20 protein-coding genes are annotated in these 15,765 nt (G+C 69.9%); 11 read left to right on the plus strand and 9 right to left on the minus strand.

The window, feature by feature from the left end; genetic code table 11:
- The first annotated feature begins 4 nt into the window (after positions 1–4).
- From LRH25_RS07150 to LRH25_RS07180, 7 genes are all read left to right on the plus strand, one after another.
- Positions 5–172: a DUF1328 domain-containing protein gene (locus LRH25_RS07150; RefSeq protein WP_141288647.1), complete on the plus strand. Its 168-nt coding sequence runs from the start codon at positions 5–7 to the stop codon at positions 170–172.
- A 127-nt stretch (positions 173–299) separates the two neighbouring features.
- The gene (locus LRH25_RS07155; RefSeq protein ID WP_141288648.1) at positions 300–638 is read left to right on the plus strand and encodes a hypothetical protein; all 339 of its coding nucleotides are present in this window, start codon (positions 300–302) and stop codon (positions 636–638) included.
- A gap of 59 nt (positions 639–697) precedes the next feature.
- On the plus strand, positions 698–1,204 hold the full coding sequence (locus LRH25_RS07160; RefSeq protein WP_231010547.1) for a hypothetical protein: 507 nt from the start codon (positions 698–700) through the stop codon (positions 1,202–1,204).
- A complete protein-coding gene (locus LRH25_RS07165; RefSeq protein ID WP_231010548.1) occupies positions 1,201–1,770 on the plus strand; it encodes a hypothetical protein in 570 nt (189 codons plus the stop codon). Before LRH25_RS07160 ends, LRH25_RS07165 begins: the two co-directional genes overlap by 4 nt.
- Positions 1,767–2,396 (plus strand): hypothetical protein, encoded by a 630-nt coding sequence (locus LRH25_RS07170; RefSeq protein ID WP_231010549.1) that lies wholly within the window; start codon positions 1,767–1,769, stop codon positions 2,394–2,396. Before LRH25_RS07165 ends, LRH25_RS07170 begins: the two co-directional genes overlap by 4 nt.
- Positions 2,397–2,475: 79 nt before the next feature.
- Positions 2,476–3,906 carry a phospholipase D-like domain-containing protein gene (locus LRH25_RS07175; protein ID WP_141288753.1) on the plus strand — a complete coding sequence of 477 codons (1,431 nt, stop codon included), beginning with the start codon at positions 2,476–2,478 and terminating at the stop codon, positions 3,904–3,906.
- 155 nt (positions 3,907–4,061) lie between these two features.
- Entirely contained in the window at positions 4,062–4,496 is a 435-nt protein-coding gene (locus LRH25_RS07180; protein WP_141288755.1) for a response regulator, read from the plus strand.
- A 90-nt stretch (positions 4,497–4,586) separates the two neighbouring features.
- Here the strand turns inward: LRH25_RS07180 and LRH25_RS07185 are convergent, their stop codons facing one another.
- Complete coding sequence (locus LRH25_RS07185; RefSeq protein WP_141288757.1) at positions 4,587–5,078, minus strand: GNAT family N-acetyltransferase; 492 nt, start codon at positions 5,076–5,078, stop codon at positions 4,587–4,589.
- Positions 5,079–5,568: 490 nt separating this feature from the next.
- On the opposite strand from LRH25_RS07185, the gene LRH25_RS07190 reads away from it, so the two are divergent.
- The 4 genes from LRH25_RS07190 (at position 5,569) to LRH25_RS07205 (ending at position 7,822) form a co-directional block, all read left to right on the plus strand.
- Positions 5,569–5,988, plus strand: coding sequence for a DUF2177 family protein (locus LRH25_RS07190; RefSeq protein WP_141288759.1), 420 nt, complete (start codon positions 5,569–5,571; stop codon positions 5,986–5,988).
- Between the two features lie 287 nt (positions 5,989–6,275).
- Complete coding sequence (locus LRH25_RS07195; protein WP_141288761.1) at positions 6,276–6,761, plus strand: BON domain-containing protein; 486 nt, start codon at positions 6,276–6,278, stop codon at positions 6,759–6,761.
- Positions 6,762–6,838: 77 nt separating this feature from the next.
- Complete coding sequence (locus LRH25_RS07200) at positions 6,839–7,435, plus strand: ferritin-like domain-containing protein (RefSeq protein ID WP_141288763.1); 597 nt, start codon at positions 6,839–6,841, stop codon at positions 7,433–7,435.
- Between the two features lie 72 nt (positions 7,436–7,507).
- The gene (locus LRH25_RS07205; RefSeq protein WP_141288764.1) at positions 7,508–7,822 is read left to right on the plus strand and encodes a BON domain-containing protein; all 315 of its coding nucleotides are present in this window, start codon (positions 7,508–7,510) and stop codon (positions 7,820–7,822) included.
- 103 nt (positions 7,823–7,925) lie between these two features.
- On the opposite strand, the gene LRH25_RS07210 is transcribed toward LRH25_RS07205, so the two are convergent.
- The 8 genes from LRH25_RS07210 to LRH25_RS07245 all read right to left on the minus strand — a co-directional run bounded on the left by LRH25_RS07210 (position 7,926) and on the right by LRH25_RS07245 (position 15,761).
- The gene (locus LRH25_RS07210; RefSeq protein WP_231010550.1) at positions 7,926–8,573 is read right to left on the minus strand and encodes a glutathione S-transferase family protein; all 648 of its coding nucleotides are present in this window, start codon (positions 8,571–8,573) and stop codon (positions 7,926–7,928) included.
- A gap of 67 nt (positions 8,574–8,640) precedes the next feature.
- Entirely contained in the window at positions 8,641–10,056 is a 1,416-nt protein-coding gene (locus LRH25_RS07215; RefSeq protein ID WP_231010551.1) for a DHA2 family efflux MFS transporter permease subunit, read from the minus strand.
- A gap of 32 nt (positions 10,057–10,088) precedes the next feature.
- Positions 10,089–10,808 (minus strand): SDR family oxidoreductase, encoded by a 720-nt coding sequence (locus LRH25_RS07220; RefSeq protein ID WP_231010552.1) that lies wholly within the window; start codon positions 10,806–10,808, stop codon positions 10,089–10,091.
- An 89-nt stretch (positions 10,809–10,897) separates the two neighbouring features.
- Positions 10,898–11,476, minus strand: coding sequence for a TetR/AcrR family transcriptional regulator (locus LRH25_RS07225; RefSeq protein ID WP_231010553.1), 579 nt, complete (start codon positions 11,474–11,476; stop codon positions 10,898–10,900).
- Between the two features lie 97 nt (positions 11,477–11,573).
- Entirely contained in the window at positions 11,574–13,901 is a 2,328-nt protein-coding gene (locus tag LRH25_RS07230) for an AsmA family protein (protein ID WP_231010554.1), read from the minus strand.
- A 98-nt stretch (positions 13,902–13,999) separates the two neighbouring features.
- Positions 14,000–14,950: a YihY/virulence factor BrkB family protein gene (locus LRH25_RS07235; RefSeq protein WP_231010555.1), complete on the minus strand. Its 951-nt coding sequence runs from the start codon at positions 14,948–14,950 to the stop codon at positions 14,000–14,002.
- 17 nt (positions 14,951–14,967) lie between these two features.
- Positions 14,968–15,408: a hypothetical protein gene (locus LRH25_RS07240; protein WP_231010556.1), complete on the minus strand. Its 441-nt coding sequence runs from the start codon at positions 15,406–15,408 to the stop codon at positions 14,968–14,970.
- 83 nt (positions 15,409–15,491) lie between these two features.
- Entirely contained in the window at positions 15,492–15,761 is a 270-nt protein-coding gene (locus LRH25_RS07245) for a hypothetical protein (protein ID WP_231010557.1), read from the minus strand.
- Positions 15,762–15,765: the final 4 nt, after the last annotated feature.

Raw genomic sequence — 15,765 nt, forward strand, 5'->3', positions numbered from 1 at the left:
ACTCATGCTGCATTACGCCGTTGTCTTTTTCATCATTGCGCTGATTGCAGCGCTTTTCGGCTTCGGCGGCATTGCCGCTGGAGCAGCAGGCATCGCGAAGATCCTGTTTTTCGTGTTCCTGGTGCTGGCCGTGGCCGGCCTGATCGTGAACCTGCTGCGCGGACGCGGTTGACGGCAGTCGCCTGAATGGCCTGGCGTGCTACATGCATGCCATGGCTTTTTTCTGGGCGTCTGCCGCCACCCTTTTCCGCTTTCTGACCTTGTTCCCCCGCTGTTTCAATCCACCCTAGGAGATCCCCATGAGCACCACTCCCAACACCACCCCCACTTCTTCTTCCACCATTTCCGGTGCCGCCAGCGCAGCTGCCGACAAGGCCGCCTCCGTTGTGCAGCCGGTGGCTGAAGCCGTGGCCAAGGAAGCTGCCCGCTTCGGCGAAATGGCCGAAAGCTGGTGGACCCGCAATGCGCAGATGGCCAAGAGCGCCGCCGTGCATGTGAAGGACGAAGCCGCTGCGCTGAACGACCGCACCCAGCGCTATGTGCGCGACGAGCCGGTCAAGTCGATGCTGGTGGCAGCCGCCGTCGGCGCCGCGCTGACCGGCCTGATCGTGCTGCTGGCCAAGCAGCGCGACCGCTGATCGTCCTGCGCCTGCCGCCCCGTTTCGCCCCACCTCTTGCCGCCCTCCCGGAGATCCGCATGCTGCCGCCTCTTGTCTCCCGACTGGTCTCCGACCCGTCGCTGGCGATCGAGCATGCGCGGCGCTATGCGGCGCTGACCGAGGCCGAGCTGGCCTATGCCGGCCAGTACTGGCAGCGCCGGGCGGTGGCAGCGGTGGCGGCGGCGGTGCTGCTGGGCGTTGGCCTGATGCTGGGCGGCGTGGCGCTGCTGGTGGCCCAAGGCCCTGGCGCGCAAGCCGGCTGGCAGGCCAGCTGGTTGTTCTGGGCGGTGCCGCTGGTGCCGCTTGCGCTGGGCGTGCTGGCTGCCTTCATCGCCGCCGGCAGCGTCCAGCCCACCCCTTTTGCCACGCTGCGCGCGCAGCTGGCGCAGGACGCAGCGCTGCTGCTGCCGGCCACCGCGCAAACCGCGGCCCAGGCCATGGCCAACAGCGCGGTCGCCCAATCGCCTGAGCCTGTCGGCGAACCGGCGTTCAGCCCCCCGTCTTCTGCTTCGTCAGCGCCGGCCCGGGAGGCCGAACCATCATGAGCACGTTGCCACCGGATGCAGAGGCAGCGATGGCGCTTGCTGCGGAAAGCGCGCCCAAGGGCAGTGCCGCTGCGGTCAGCCTCGCGGCGTCCCGACTGGTGATGCACCGCAGCCAGATCCTGGACGGCATGGCGGCCGAGCAAGGCCCTGCGCAGGCCGGCTCGCGTCGCCGCGGCCCATCCTGGGGCCGCTGGCTGGGCCGCTTCAGCTTCCTGGCGCCCCTGCTGGGCCTGAGCAGGCTCAGTGGCCTGCTGGAGGCCGAGCAGCTGCTGCAAGGCCAGCTCAGGCCGCTGGCCCTGCGTCACCCGAAAACCCTGCTGCTGGCCTCTGCGGCGACCGGCAGCTTCGTCTACCTGCTGCTGCCCCGCGTCTGGCGCTTCCTGCTCTGGCCCACGTTGCTGGCCGAAGGCCAGATGCTGGCCCAGCGCACTGTTCGTGATGTGTTGATGGGTGCGGTTGCCAGTGCGACCCAAGCCGTCAGCCCAGGCCCCGCCTCATCCGATGCCACTGAATTTCCATCCCCCATCGAAACCCCTCTAGATCCGACTCCTGGGAGCACCTCATGATCAGCGTCAGCGTGTCAGCCGGCAGTTTGCCTGGCGTGTGTGGCTGCGGCTTGGCCGCGGTGATCGCGCTGTGCAGCGCCGCACCGGCGCTTGCGCAGGACGGACCGGCAGGCGATGCCGAGCCGGCGGCCGCCGTGAAGCAGCTGCCAGCCAGCGTGCCGGCGAGTGCCCTGGCTTCCGGCGAGGTGTCGACCGCCACGCCCATCACCGGCCAGCCGACGCCGCTGCCCGCCTACGACGGCTATTCGTCGGCAGCCGCCGCCGAGATGGCCGCGCGCTACCGTGCCCCCAGCCTGGGCGGTGGCCGCACGCTCAACACCTCGCAGCGCTCCACGCTGTCGCTCTGGCGGGACACCGGCGCGCCGACCCGCTCGATCTGGCGCGTGGGCCTGGCGCCCAGCCTGCCGGCGCCGCAGATGGTGGGCGGCCCGCCGCCGGCCTCGCCGCATGTCGAGCTGGCCTTCACCGCGCGCGTCGAGCGTTTCGACCGCGGCTTCAAGCCCCGCTCCGACGCCGATGCCTGGAAGGAACTCGGCACCTTCCGCATGCAGCTGGGCGGTACCAACGAAATGGCACTCAAGCCGCGCCGTGGCGGCCTGTCGCTGAGCTGGCAGTCCAAGTTCTAAGTCCGCAAGTTCTGACGCCGGACGCCCCGGCGCCTTCGCCGCAGCCCGCGCTGCGCGCTTCATCCAAAGCAGTACCTCTATGGCTACGCCTGCAATCAGCCGGCGCGGTGCGCTGTGCGCGCTCGCGCTGAGCTGGGTCTGTTTGAGCAATGTGTCCTGCAGCGCCACGCTGCCGCCCAGAGAGGCGGTTGCCATGCCGGTGGCGGCCAGCGTGGGCGCGCTGGGCCGTGACCTGAAGGTGGCCGACTCCAAGGGCGAGGTGTCTGACGCCGCCACCCGCAACATCGTCGCCGGCGTGGCCGCCGAGGGCCACGCCAAGCTGGCGCTGCACCACCTGCAGGTGATGGCCGACGGCATGCCCGACGTGCCGCTGTACCGCGGCAACACCGCCAGGCTGCTGATCGACGGGCCCCAGGCCCTGGGCGCGATGCGTGCGGCCATTGCCGGCGCGACCCGGCGCGTGCTGCTGGAGAGCTACATCTTCGAGGACGAAGGCCTGGCCCGCCAGATGGCCGACCTGCTGCGCAGCAAGGCCGCGCAAGGCGTGCAGATCGCGGTGATCTACGACAGCGTCGGCTCGCTGGGCTCGGAGAAGACCTTCTTCGAGGAACTGCGCGCCGGCGGCGTGGCCGTCTGCGGCTACAACCCGGTCAGCCCGTTCGAGCGCGCCGGCTTCTGGAACATCACCCAGCGCGACCACCGCAAACTGCTGGTGGTCGATGACCGCATTGGCTATACCGGCGGCATCAACATCAGCCAGGTCTATGCCTCCGGCTCCTTCAGCCTGCGCCGCCGCGCGCCGCAGGTCGACCCGCTGAAGAACGGCTGGCGCGACACCCAGATCGAGGTCCAGGGCCCCATCGTGCCGGCGCTGGCCGAATCCTTCGAGCACCAGTGGAACGGCCAGGGCTGCGAGGGCAAGCTGCCGCCGCCGCCCACCACGCCCACGCCGGTGCAAGGTGAGCGCGTGCTGCAGCTGCTGCTCAGCCAGCCCGGCCAGAAAGCCAACCCGATCTACCGCTCGGTGCTGCGCGCGATCGACGCGGCCCAGCAGAGCGTGCACCTGACCATGGCCTACTTCGCGCCCGGTGAGGACATGCTCAAGGCCTTGTGCGACGCCTCGCGGCGTGGCGTGCAGGTCGTGCTGGTGCTGCCGTCGAAAAGCGACTTCGGCCTGATGCTGGCCGCTGGCCGCGGCTACTACCAGCAGCTGCTGGAAGCCGGCGTGCAGGTGCACGAGCTGCAGGACGCGATGCTGCACGCGAAGACCGCCGTGGTCGATGGCGTGTGGTCCACCGTCGGCTCCAGCAACCTGGACTGGCGCAGCTTTGCCGACAACGCCGAGATCAACCTGGTCGTCGTGGGCGACGACTTTGCGCAGGTGCTGGAGGCCCAGTTCCAGCGCGACCTGCAGGCCTCGGCTGCCATCACGCCTGCTGCCTGGGCCCAGCGTGGTCTGGGCGCCAGGCTCAAGGAGTGGACGGGCCGCCTGTTCGAGCGCTGGCTCTGATCTGAAGCAGACGTGAAGCAGACCGGCGAGCCGCGCCAAGGGCATGTTCTCGGGCGCCCATTCAGCCGGCCGTCCTACAGGCCGCGGCGCCGGTGCTGCCTAAACTGGAATCCCGCAACGCAGCAAAACCGTGCGCTGCCGTTCAGGTGCAAGACATGCCGGTACTCAAGACCTTTCTTGTCGAAGACAGCCCCGTGATCCGCGAGAACCTTGCGGCCGCCCTCGAGGAGATGGTGCCGCTGCAGGTCGTGGGCCATGCCGAAGACGAGCCCGGCGCGCTGCAATGGCTGCAAAACCCGCCGGCCCCTTGCGACATCATCATCCTGGACCTGTTCCTGCGCCAGGGCTCAGGCCTGAACGTGCTGCGCCGGCTCAGCGATGCGAGGCAAAGGCAGGACGGCGCGCGCAAGCGGCCGGCGCCGCGCTGCGTCGTGCTGACCAACTACGCCACCGACGAAATGCGCCGCCAGTGCCTGCAGCTCGGCGCCAGCCGGGTGTTCGACAAGTCCGGCGAGATCGAAGACCTGATCGACTACTGCCTCGCGCTGGCCGACGAAGCCGGCCCACGCGAAGGCCGGCTCGACGCCTGAGCACCAGGCTCTCAAGAAAACGAAGGGCCGCTCCCGAGTTTTCTTGACCCCCTCGGGGGGCCTGACGCGAAGCGGCAGGTCTGGGGGCGCTCACGACGCCGCGCCGCTGGCCGACACGTCGTGCACGCGCAGCCATTTCTCCAGCCGCACGCCGTCCACCTGGCCGTTGTACATGGCCTTGCTGATCATGCGCTCGTGGTAACCGAGCTCGTTGTAGAAGATCCTGGCGGCGAGGTTTTCGCGCCGCGCTTCAACCCGGATGCGCTCGGCCCCGGCCACCCGGGCCGCAGCCTCCAGCCAGTCCAGCAGCGCCTTGCCCAGCCCCTGCCGCTGGCGTGCCGGTTGCACCGCGAACAGCACCAGGTGCGCATCGTCATCGTGGTACGCCATGATGCCGAAACCCACGGGCGCGCCGCGCGGCCCCGTCACCGCCACGTTGATGTGCGGCGCCAGAATGGCCTGCGCCACGCGCTGCCCGTCCCAGCCCCAGGGCAGGCCATGCTCGATCAGATGGCGTGACATCAGGGCAATGGCCGCGGCATCCGCGGCAACGGCCAGGCGAATGGCATTGGAAGTGATCATCGGCGCCCATCTTCCCCCAGCGGCAGGCGCTTGCCTGGGGGCAAGGCAAAACCTTGCCGAGGCTTTGTCCTACAGCCCGTCCCGGGAGGCGACTACACCGCGGGCGGTTTGCGCTGCCTACAGTAGCGTCCATGGTCAGCAGCACTGCAGCAGTCCAGCCAAGCTGCTGACCGACCCCGAACAAGGCACCCGACAAACAGCGTGCAGGCCGAGGTGAATCGGCAGACCACCAGTGTGGCTCTGTCCAGCTTGCCGGTAGACCATGGCTCCGAACAATGGCCATAACCCAGCCATCGTTTACCGGCACCTTCACCAAAGCCTGCACCCTTTTTGTCGTCGCCTTCCGCCGGCCTGTTTCTTGCGGCGCACAGGGGCCCCGTGGCGCGTCTTTGCACGCCTGCCGCCCGCCCCTCTTTTCCGCCCCAAGCCGCGCCATGCCTGCCTTGCCCAGCCCCGCCGTCCAGCCCTCTGCTGCCCTGCGGAGCGCGCCATGAGGCCGGTGGGCCTGGGCGGCTGGTTCACCGCCTACCTGGGCGCGCTGCTGGCCATCGGCCTGCTGGACGCCGCCTGGCTGCTGGGCATTGCCCGCGGCTTCTACCAGCGCGAGATCGGCGAGTTGATGCGCCCCGCGCCCTCGTTGCTGCCTACCGTCCTGTTCTACTTCGGCTACCCCGCCGGCCTGCTCGCGCTGGCCTGGGGCCCGCAGGTCGACAGCGCCTTCACTGCGCTGTGGCGCGGCGCGTTGGTCGGGCTGGTGGCCTACGGCACCTACGACCTCACCAACTGGGCCACCTTGCGCGGCTGGAGCGTGCAGGTGAGCCTGGTGGACGGCGTGTGGGGCATGTGCGTCTCCGCCGCCGGCATGCTGACCGCCTGGTGGGCCGTTCTGCGCTTTGGCAACCACGGCTGAACCACGGCGGGGCGCCCGGTGATGCCGCGTCAACCCTCGCGTTGGTTCGCACGGCAGCGCGGCTCGGTCTCGCACTGACCCGCCGCGGCGCGAGCTTGCGCAAGCCTGGTTTCGCAGGCGGCCTTGCGTGGCGAGACGAGCCCCTTGGGGCAATTGCCGGTCCTGCCGCTGACACCGATGTCGGTGCTCTCCGACACGCGGAAGAGTCCACAGCCGACCACGCGGAGGACGGGGTTTGTCTATCGTTGCATCAACGCCGGACATCGGCACCTCATCAGGAGCCCCGCATGACCACTGACCACTTTCCCCCCCTCGGCCGAATGACCGCATTGACCGCCATCGTGGCGGCCGCCGTCCTCGGCGCTTGCGACCGCAGCGAAGATTCCCGCACCGCAGGCCAGCGCCTGGATGCGGCCGTCGCCAAGGTCGAGCAGAAGAGCGATGAAGCCCAGGCCAAGATGCGCCAAGACACGGCCGAGTTCAAGGCCGACGCCAAGCAGGCGGGTGCCGAGCTGAAGGCCGATGCCAAGCAGGCCGGCGCGGAAGCCAAGGGCGCCGTGGGCGACGCGACCATCACCGCGTCCATCAATGCCGAGCTGGCCAAGGACAAGGAGCTGAGCGCGCTGCGCATCAACGTTGACACGGTCAACGGCCGCGTGGCACTGCACGGCACCGCGCCGACCGACAGCGCCCGCGAACGCGCCACCCGGCTGGCGATGGGCGTGGACGGCGTGCAGAGCGTCGACAACCAGCTGGCCGTCAAGAACGGCTGAGTGTCAGTCTGCCGCTGACCTTCGCATCGCCTCGCATTTCCATCAGCCATCCCAACGCGTCCCGCAGGAGAGCCAACATGTCCACCCCCTTCCCCACCGCCGCAGCCAAGCAGGCCGCCAAGTCTGGCCAACCCGGCCAGGCCGCCGCCGAACATGGCCGGCTGCAGCTCGACGAAGCGGGGCTGAAGGCTGCCAAGCGCGACATCACGGATGGCGCCGTCACGCCAGCCTACGGGCCTTGGCGTGACGACGTGGTCAAGCTGCTGAACGACGCGCTGGCGACCGAGCTGGTCTGCGTGCTGCGCTACCGCCGCCACCACTTCACCGCGGTGGGCGTGGCCTCGCCCGCCATCGCCGACGAATTCCTGGTGCATGCCAACGAAGAGCTGGGCCATGCCGACCGGCTGGCCCGCCGCATCGTCGAGCTGGGTGGTGAACCGGACCTGAATCCCGCGCATTTGCTGCAGTCCAGCCATGCCGACTATGACGAGTCCAAGGACCTGCAATCGATGATTCGCGCCAACCTGGTGGCCGAGCGTGTGGCGGTGGAAAGCTACCGCCAGATGATCGAGCTGATCGGCCCCAAGGACCCCACCACCCGCCGCCTGCTCGAAGACGTGCTTGCCGATGAAGAAAAGCACGCCGACGAACTCAGCGACTGGCTGGAGCGCTGAAGGCCTCGGCCTGCGCTTCGCTTCCCGCTTATTTTTTCCCGTTCACAACTCACAACCCCACTGGAGATCCCCATGAATGCACGTTTCATCCTTGCCGCTGTCATCTCGGCCACCGCTGTCCTCGCCACCACCGGCTGCGCGGTCACGCGCGAGCAGGAATCGGTGGGCGCCTACATTGACGACTCGGCGCTGACCGCCCGCGTCAAGTCCGCCTTTGCCAGCGACCCTACCGTCAGCGCGATGTCGATCAGCGTTGAAACCATGAAGGGCGTGGTGCAACTGTCCGGCTTCGCCAAGAGCACGGCCGAGCGCTCGCAGGCTGACGCCATCGCGCGTGGCACCGGCGGCGTCAAGGCTGTGCGCAACGACATCGTCGTTCGCCCTTGAGCTTGCGACCGGCCCTGAACGGGCCCGTCGACGACGGAGTTTTTCCTGAGCCCTGACCTTCTGCCCGACCCGGGTCTCCCGGCTCGGGCATTTTTTCGTCTGCTCATGCCTCGTCGAAACGCTCGCGCCACAGCGCCTGCAGGCGCGGGTGCGCGTCCACGCGGGCCATTGCTTGCGCCATGCGTGGGGCGGCTTCGCAGAAGCGTTCGCGCCAGGGGCCGAAGCGGGAGACCACGGCGACGTAGAGGTCCAGCACGGTGAGCGTGTCGCCCAGCAGGTACTGGCCCGGCGCCAGCTGGCTGTCCATGTGCTGCCAGCAGAAGGCAATGCGCTCGTGCACGGCGTTCACCACCTGTTCGCGGGCGGTGGTCGGCGCGCCAATGCGCTGCACGTCCGGCTTGATCCAGTGCAGCGCGTAGATGGCGGACGAGACGTAGAGCATCCAGCGCAGGAACTGGGCGCGCAGCGGATCCTCAGGTGCCGGGGCCAGGCCGGCGGCAGGGTGCAGGTCTGCCAGGTAGATCAGGATCGCGGCGCTTTCGGTCATGACCTGGCCGCCGGGCAATACCAGCGTGGGAATCTGGCGCATCGCGTTGACCGGTGCCACGCGCTCGCGCGCTTCGGGCTCGGCCCAGGTGGCGCCTTCGATGAGCTGGTAAGGCAGCGTCAGCAAGGTCAGCGCCGCTTCGACGGCGACCGCGCCAGAGGCCTTGGCGCCATAGAGGGTGAAGGTGGGTGCGTCAAGGGCCACGGCGGCTTCCGGCAATGAGACCGGCGCATTCTGCGACCGGGCTCCCCAGCCGTCCACGCGCGGCCGGCTACGTCTTTGCGGCAGGGGCCGCCACCGGCCGCGTGCGCACGCCCAGGCACAGCACAGCCGTCAGCAGCGCCAGGCCGATGTGCAGCGCGTAGACCGCGTCGAAGTCGTGCCGCTGCAGCGCGCCGTGGCCCAGCAGCAGCACCGTGATGGCCACGCCGATCACGGCGCCGATCTGGCGCACCGCCTGGTTGACCGCGCTGCCCACCGCGTAGTGCGCCGCCGGCAGCTTGCTGACCGCGGCACCCGACAGCGAAGGCATCACCAGCCCGACGCCGGCCCCGCTGAGGAACAGGCCGGGCAGCCAGTGCGTCAGGTACGCCGGTTCCAGCCCGGGCACCCGCATGAACCACAGCCCGGCCGCCGCGTACAGCAACGCACCGCCGACCAGGAAGGGCCGGTGGCCGTAGCGGCCGGCGAGGCGGCCGGTGAGGATGGCCACCGGCATCACCGTCAACGGGCCCGGCACGATGGCCAGGCCGGCGAGCGCCTGGCTGTAGTGCCAGACCTCGCTCATGTAGAAGAAAAACGCGAAGAACATCATCGCAAACGCAATGCCGAAGCTCAGCGTGGCCAGGTTCACCAGGCTGTAGGTGCGGTGGCGGAACAGTCCCAGGTCCACCAGCGGTTCGCGCACATGGCGCGCCCAGATCACAAACGCCACCAGCGCGATCAAGCCGGTGGCGGCCACCGCGCCAAGCTGGCTGCGCGACCAGCTCGGCGCGTCCGCCTGGACGATGGCCAGGGCCAGCGCGCCGACAGCCGTGACCAGCAGCGCCATGCCCACCGCGTCGATCTTGCGGCGGGTGCTGGCGCGCGGCGTTTCAGCCAGCAGCGCAGCGCCGCGCCACAGCGAGATCGCGCCAATCGGCAGGTTGATGAAAAACGCCCAAGGCCAACCCACGCTCTGCACCACCAGCGAACCCAGGCTGGGCCCGACGGCCGCCGCGAAGCCGCCCACCGCGCCCCACAGGCTCACCGTCAGCGCCCGCCGCTCCTGCGGGAAGGCGGCCAGCACGATGGACAGCGAAGCCGGCGTCAGCAGCGCCGCGCCCACCGCCTGCAGCACGCGCGCTGCGATCAGCCAGCCCACGCTGCCGGCCAGCCCGCAGGCGGCAGAGGCGGCAATGAACAGCGTGACGCCAAACAGGAACACGCGCTTGCGGCCATGTGTGTCGGCCAGCCCGCCGGCGGGGATCAGCATCGCCGCGTAGACGACGGTGTACGCGTTCAGCACCCACGACATCTCGGCCGCCGTGGCGCCCGGGAAGCCGGCGCGCAGCGCGCCAAACGCGGCGTACAGCAGCGTGCTGTCCAGCGAGACCAGGAAGGCCGCGACGCTGGCCACCCAGAACACCGGCCAGGGGGACGCCGCGCGGGCGGTGGGCAGAGGCGCGGTGGCGGTGGCGAGGGTCATGGCGGGCTTCCCGGTGGACGTGTGTTTCAGGCTCAGGCGGCTTGCGGCAGGTAGCTCGGCCGGGCGGCGACCAGGCCCAGCTTGGTGAGCTGGGTGCGCTCGTCGGCCAGCACCTCATCCAAGCCGGCTTCCAGGCCGTCGAGTGCACGGGCGACGATCAGCTCGGGGCTGGTCTTCGGGCCGTCCACCGCGCGCACCAGGTCGGTGTCGACAAAGGCCATGTGCAGGCCCAGCACCTGGGTGCGCTGCGCGGCCAGTTCGTGGCGCAGCGCGTTGGTCAGGGACCAGGCGGCGGACTTGCTCGCGGCATAGCCGGCCAGCTCGCCACCGTTGATCCACGAGACGATGGACAGCACGTTCAGCAGTGCGCCGCCGCTCTCCCCGCCACCATTCGCGGCCAGCACCGGCGCGAAGGCCTTGCTCATGCGCAACATGCCGAAGAAGTTGACCTCCAGCATCTGCCGCGCGACCTCCTCACTGTCCGCGGCCAGGAAGCCGCCGAACTGGCCGACGCCGGCGTTGTTGACCAGCAGGTTCACGTCGCCGGCACGGGCCACCGCGGCGGCCACCTGGTCGGGCTTGGTGACATCCAGCCGGATCGCTTCGACGCCCGGCAGCGCCGGCACGCTGGCTGGGTCGCGCGCGGCGGCGTAGACCTTGCGCGCGCCGCGGGCCAGCAAGGCCTTGGTGAAGGCCAGGCCGATGCCGCGATTGGCGCCGGTGACGAGGGCGATGGTGTTGTCGATCTTCATGATGAGGAACTCCTGAGGCGGTGGGATGAAAATATGACACTCGTCATATTGCGGGGGCAAAAAAAAGGGGCACGACGGCCCGCGCAGGTTCAGCGGTCGTGCTGAAGCAGCAAGGCCTTTCGGGTGGTGGCCAGCAGGCTGCGGCCCTCGTCGTTGTCGCCCAGCGCGCGGGCCAGCTGCAGCGTGCCCACCAGCGTGGCGGCGATGACGCTGGCGCCGGCTTGCGAGGCGGCGGGCAAGGTGTTGCGTATGCCTGCGATCAGCCGCTGCACGCGCAGCGCCGAAGCTTCGCGCACCGGCGCGGACTGGCGCGGCATGTCGCAGCCCAGCGCCGCCACCGGGCAGCCGGCGTCCAGCGACTTCAGCAGGTCGTCCGCCAGGTAGCTCTCGACCAGCGAGCGAAAGGCGCTGTGGCCCTTCAGTGCATGCCGCTCGGCGGCCTTGCCGAGGTTTTCCACGCTCTCGCGCCCGGCACGTTCCAGTGCGGCCACCAGCAAGGCATCGCGCGAGTCGAAGTGGGCGTAGAAGCCGCCGTGGGTCAGGCCGGCTTCCTTCATGACCTCGGCCACGCCGACGCCGGCATAGCCGCGCAGGCGGATGGCCCGTGCTGCGGCTTCGACGATGCGATCGTGGCTTTCGGCCTTGCGACTCTGGGGCGTGCGACTCATGAGGGGATTCAGCAAAATATGACGAGCATCATATTTAAGCTGCGAACCCCCGTCAAGCGGGATGGCAGCCGGCGCCGTGAAGGGCCGGCTGCGTGGCTCAGCGCTTGCCGGTGATGCGCTCGGCCACGTTGCGGCAGGCCAGGTCGGCCTCCTGCGCGGCCTTCTCGTCGCCGGTGTCGATCAGCGGGATGATCGCGGCCAGCGGGTTCACGAAGGCCAGCAGCACGCTGGGCACGATCTTTTCGAGCAGCGGGCCCTTCTCGATCGAGAAGCCCGGCGAGGCCAGCGTGCCGGTCAGGCGCACGGGGCTGCGCAGGCTGATGGGCGTGCCGTCCTTGGGCGAGACCAGCGCGCGCAGGCCCAGCTGTTCGGTCTTCAGCGACATCTCGCCGTCCACCCACAGCGTCGAGTCATGCGTGTCGATCACCAGCGGCATGGGCTTGACCACGCCGTTGTTGAAGGCCAGCGAGCCGGCGCCGCAGCGCACCTGCAGCGGCTCGTCACCCGAGATCAGCCGGCCCAGCGACTGCGCAAGGTCCAGCCCCGCGGCTTCGACCAGCAGATGCGAAACGGTGCCGCGGGTCCACAGCACCTGGGCCTGGCCGGTGGCGCTGCCGAGGATCTGCGCGGTCGAGCGGCCGGTCCCGTCCAGCTTGATGCGGCCGGCCAGGCGGCCGCTGGCATAGGGTGCGGCCGGGCCCTTGGTGCCGGCCTTGACCGGCTCGCCGCCCTTGATGGCGCGCAGCACCTTGTCCTTGGTTGTGGGATCCTCGCCTGGCTTGGCGGTGGTGCTGGAACCGGGCGTCGGAACGACCTGCTCGATGGCGATGCCGGTCCAGCGCAGGTCGGTCGACCAGTGCGCGTCGCTGACGGCTTCGGGCCGCGCGGTCTGCATGCCCAGCGGGTCGGACGCAGTGGGCGCGCGCAGTGGCGCGGTGGCCAGCGCTTGCGCGGCCTCGCCCATCACCGCGCTGGCATCGGCGGCGGCTTCGGACGCCGCAGCCTCGCGCGCCGCGGCGAGCGTGGACGGATCGGCCTTGCGGGGCGCGCTGCCGGGCTTGTCGCTCACCGCCAGGCCGATGCGGCCGCGGATCTGGCCGTCGCCCAGCTGCGCTTTGTCGATGTCCAGCTGCAGGTTGCCGTTGTCCAGCGTGAGCTTGGCGTTCAGCGGCGTGATGCTGGTGCTGCCGTCTTTGTTCAGCGGCATGCGCAGGATGTGCAGGTCCACCGAGGCGTCCATCGCCTTCAAAGAAGGCAGGTCGAACTCGCGCTGCGGCAGCACCTTGTCGTCGGCCTGGCGGCGCGCGGTGGCGGCATCGTTCGGCGCGCCGACTGCCGGGGCCAGGTCCGAGGGCCACAGCACACCGGCGTTCAGCGCGCCGGTCAGCACATTGCGCCTGCCGCTGGTGTCGAACAGGAAGTCGCCGGACATCTGGCTGCGGCCCACGCGCGCCGCAGCCACGTGGGTGCGGAAACGCGGGCCCTCGCGGACCAGGTCGCCGTGCATCGTGAAGTCCTCGGTGGTCGGCAGCGTCAGCCCCAGCGGCTGGCCCACGGCGGCCAGCGATGGGCCGGAGAGCTGGTACTTGCCGCGCAGGTTGCGCGCGCCCAGCATGTCCGACACGCTGCCGTCGAAGTCCAGCTTGACCTGGCCGGTGGACAGCTTGAAGACGACCGCGACCGGCGGCGCCTGCCCGCCTTCGGTGAGCATGGGCAGCGGCGATTCGGAGCTGAGCCGCGCATGCAGCTCGGCCTTGCGGTAGTGGCCATCGGCCTGGGCCCGCAGCCCTCCGGTGCCGTTTTGCTCGCCGGCCGTCAAGGCGCCGCTGAAGGTCGCGTCGGCCATCAGGAAGGCGTCCTTGTACTGGCCGGAGAAACTGTCGACCAGCAGTTCGTCCATCACCAGCCGGGAGGGTTTGTTCGGCGTGGCGGCCGGTTCCTTGGCGGCCAGCGGGCCCAGGGCCCAGTTGGCCTCGCCGTCGGCGCGGCGCGCCAGGTTGGCGCTCAGCGTGTGGGCCGTCAGCGAGCGCACGCGCAGCCCCTGTCCGCGGCCGGCGGCAAACAGGTCGCGGTAGCGCAGCTGCAGCTTCAGGTCCTGCACGTCCAGCATCGCCGGGCTGCCGGTCCAGTCGGCATCGGCCACGCGCATGTGGTCCACGTCCAGCTTCACGCCGCCCAGCAGGTGCAGGCTGGCCTTGCCTTCCAGCGTGACAGGGCGCTGCAGCGCGTTTTCGACGCGGCCGCGCAGCGGCTCGATCAGGAAGGGCCAGCCGGCCCATTCGCAAATGGCCACGCCGGCCACCAGGGCCAGCAGCGCGCCGATCATCATCAGGCCGCGGCGATGGCGGGGGCGCCCGGCCTTGTCAGGCGCAGCGGCTGGCGACGGGCCGGCGCTGGCCGACAAGGGGTGCAACGAAGATGGCATGTCTTGCACTGTGGCCGCGTCGGCCTCCCGGCTGTTTCAGACCAGCGCTTCAAGCCCTGTAGGACGATGGCCCGTGTGGCGGGGCCAATCGCAAGCGTTCAGGCGCGCAGCCGGTGCTTGTGCTGCACCGGCTGCGGCCCGGCGGCGACGGGCGAAGCGGCGCGCCGCAAGCCCTGCCGTTGCTGCGCATGGATCCAGGTGAATTCGGCGCCGAGCAGGAAGATCTGCGCCGAGTAGTAGACCCAGATCAGCACGACGACAAACGAGCCGGCCGCGCCGAAGCCCGAGGCCACGCTGCTGGTGCCGATGTACCAGCCGATCAAGCCCTTGCCGATGGTGAACAGCAGCGCGGTGAACAGCGCGCCGGTGCCAACGTCGGCCCAGCGCACCTTGGCACTCGGCAGGATCTTGTAGATCAGCGCGAAGACCACCGCCATCAGCCCGACCGACAGCACCTGGTTCACCGCCTCGACCAGCAGCGCCCATTCGCCGAACCAGCGCGACCACCAGCGCATCGTGGCCGCGATGCCGGCCGAAAGCACCAGCGACACTGCCAGCAGGAAGCCCAGGCAGAGGATCAGCCCCAGCCCGAGCAGGCGCGCGCGCACCAGCGACCATGGGCCCGAGCTGGGTGGCGTGGGCACGCACCAGATCTGGTCCAGCGAGCGCTGCAGCTCGGCCAGCACGCTGGTGGCGCCGATCAGGGTCAGCACAATGCCCAACGCCGTGGCGCCCAGGCTCTCGTGGGGTTGGTTGACGCTTTCCAGCAGCGCCTGGATCGCGGCCGCGCCGGTGGGGCCCATCAGCCCGCGCAGCTGCTCGAAGATCTCGCCGCGAGCGGCGTCAGGTCCGAAGACCAGGCCGGCCACGCCAATCACGATCAACAGCAGTGGCGCGGCGGAAAACAGCGTGTAGTACGCCAGCGCCGCGCCGCGGCTGCTGCCGCCATCGTCGATGAAGGCCTGCAGCGTGCCTTTGAGCAGGTGCCACACGCTGCCGTCACCCGGCGGTGCCGGGCAAGGGCGGGAGGGCGGGGTCGGCGGGCTCATCGGTGAGCCTGCGTCGCTCAGCGCGGGGCCGGGGCCGGAGCGGGCGGCGGCAGCTGCCCGGGGGCACGCACCACCAGCTCGCGCATCACGCCGCCCTGCTGCACGCTGCCAGTCGTCGCGCCCTCGCCTTCGATGCGGCGCAGGCAGGCTTCGCGCTGGTCATTGGGCAGCGGCGCGCAGCGCGCCACCGCGTTGGTGTGCAGCTGCTCGGGGCTGAGGCTGGTCAGCTGGCCGCGGCGCGCTGCGTCCTGCGCGGCACCGGCTTCGCGCAGGCAGGCTGCACGGTCGGTGTCGGGCTTGGTCGCGCAGGCCTGGCGCTCGGCCTGGTAGCTCGACACCGTGGGCGTGGCCGCATGGCCGGCGGCGGCCAGCGCCAGGCTGGCAACGGCCAGCAGCGCGGCACGCGCGCCGCGGTGCATGGGCTGCGGGGTGGAGGATGGGGCAATCAAACGGGTCATGGCAGTCTCCTGGGCCGGCTGGCAAGCAGGGCGGCCTTCTGTTGATGAACAAGAAAATCGGCGCGGGCGACGCGGCTCTGTGCTCAGAGCGCGGCCGCTGGCGTGCCTTGGGCGGGACTGGAAGGACCGCGCGGTGCATTGGCCTGGGCCTGGGCGCTCTGGGTCGGCACCGGCAGCGCGGGTGTCACCACCGCACCGCCTTCGTCCTCCCAGCGCGCCACGTCCTGCTTTTGCGCGGCCTTGTGGGCCAGGTGCTTGCGTTCGTCGGCGCGCTGCACCGCGCGCTCGACCACCCGGCGGACAAACTCGGTGGTCAGCGCAGTCAACACGATCAGGGACAGTTTCTTCAGCATGGTG

The sequence above is a fragment of the Ideonella azotifigens genome (genome assembly GCF_021043325.1).
GTDB classification, from domain to species: domain Bacteria; phylum Pseudomonadota; class Gammaproteobacteria; order Burkholderiales; family Burkholderiaceae_C; genus Ideonella; species Ideonella azotifigens.